The organism is Stenotrophomonas sp. 3diitr2024, assembly GCF_042136455.1.
Lineage (GTDB): Bacteria > Pseudomonadota > Gammaproteobacteria > Xanthomonadales > Xanthomonadaceae > Stenotrophomonas > Stenotrophomonas sepilia.
Map to the genome: position 1 here is coordinate 1 of NZ_JBHHMJ010000643.1, position 627 is coordinate 627.

The following is a 627-nucleotide window of genomic DNA, read 5'->3' on the forward strand; positions in this document are numbered from 1 at the left end:
CCGGCCGCGCCGCGCCCGGCCACTGGAAATGCACATCGTCCCAATGCACGCGCGCGGCTTGCGGCACCGGCTGTGGCACCTGCGGATCGTCCACCGTCGGCGGTTGCTCGATGATCGCCTGCAGGCGATCGGCGGCAATGCGCCCGGACTGCAGCGACTGCCAGGCCAGGCCCATGCCGGCCCACAGTTCGATCAACGCCACGGTCAGGAACACGAGGCCCGCCGCCATCTCCGGCGCGATGCGCTGCTGTTCGGCGGCGTGCAGGGCCAACGCCAGCATCGCCACCAGGCCCAGCCCGGCCACCAGGCCGTGCAGGGTCGAGGCCGCGATCAGGCGCCAGCGACGGCGGCGGTCACGCGAGGCCAACTGCTTGGCTGCCACGCGCACTTTCAGCTGCCACGCGGCATCGGCATCCAGCGCGGCTAGATCTCCCGCCCCTTCCAACCCTTCAAAGGCCGCGGTGCGCAATGCGGCGCGATGCGCGGCGCGGTCGGCTTCTTCCTCATCGTGGCCACGCACGCCCAGCCACGGCACACCGAAGGCGATCAGCAGCGCCAGCACCGCCAGCAGCACTGCCGCCGACGGCAGGATCAGCGCCGCCGATGCAACCGCCACCACCGACAGCG

1 pseudogene is annotated in these 627 nt (G+C 71.9%); it reads right to left on the reverse strand.

Features of this window, described 5'->3' with window-relative positions:
* A pseudogene (locus ABGA94_RS16695) lies at positions 1–627 on the reverse strand (thiol reductant ABC exporter subunit CydC); the annotation flags it as partial.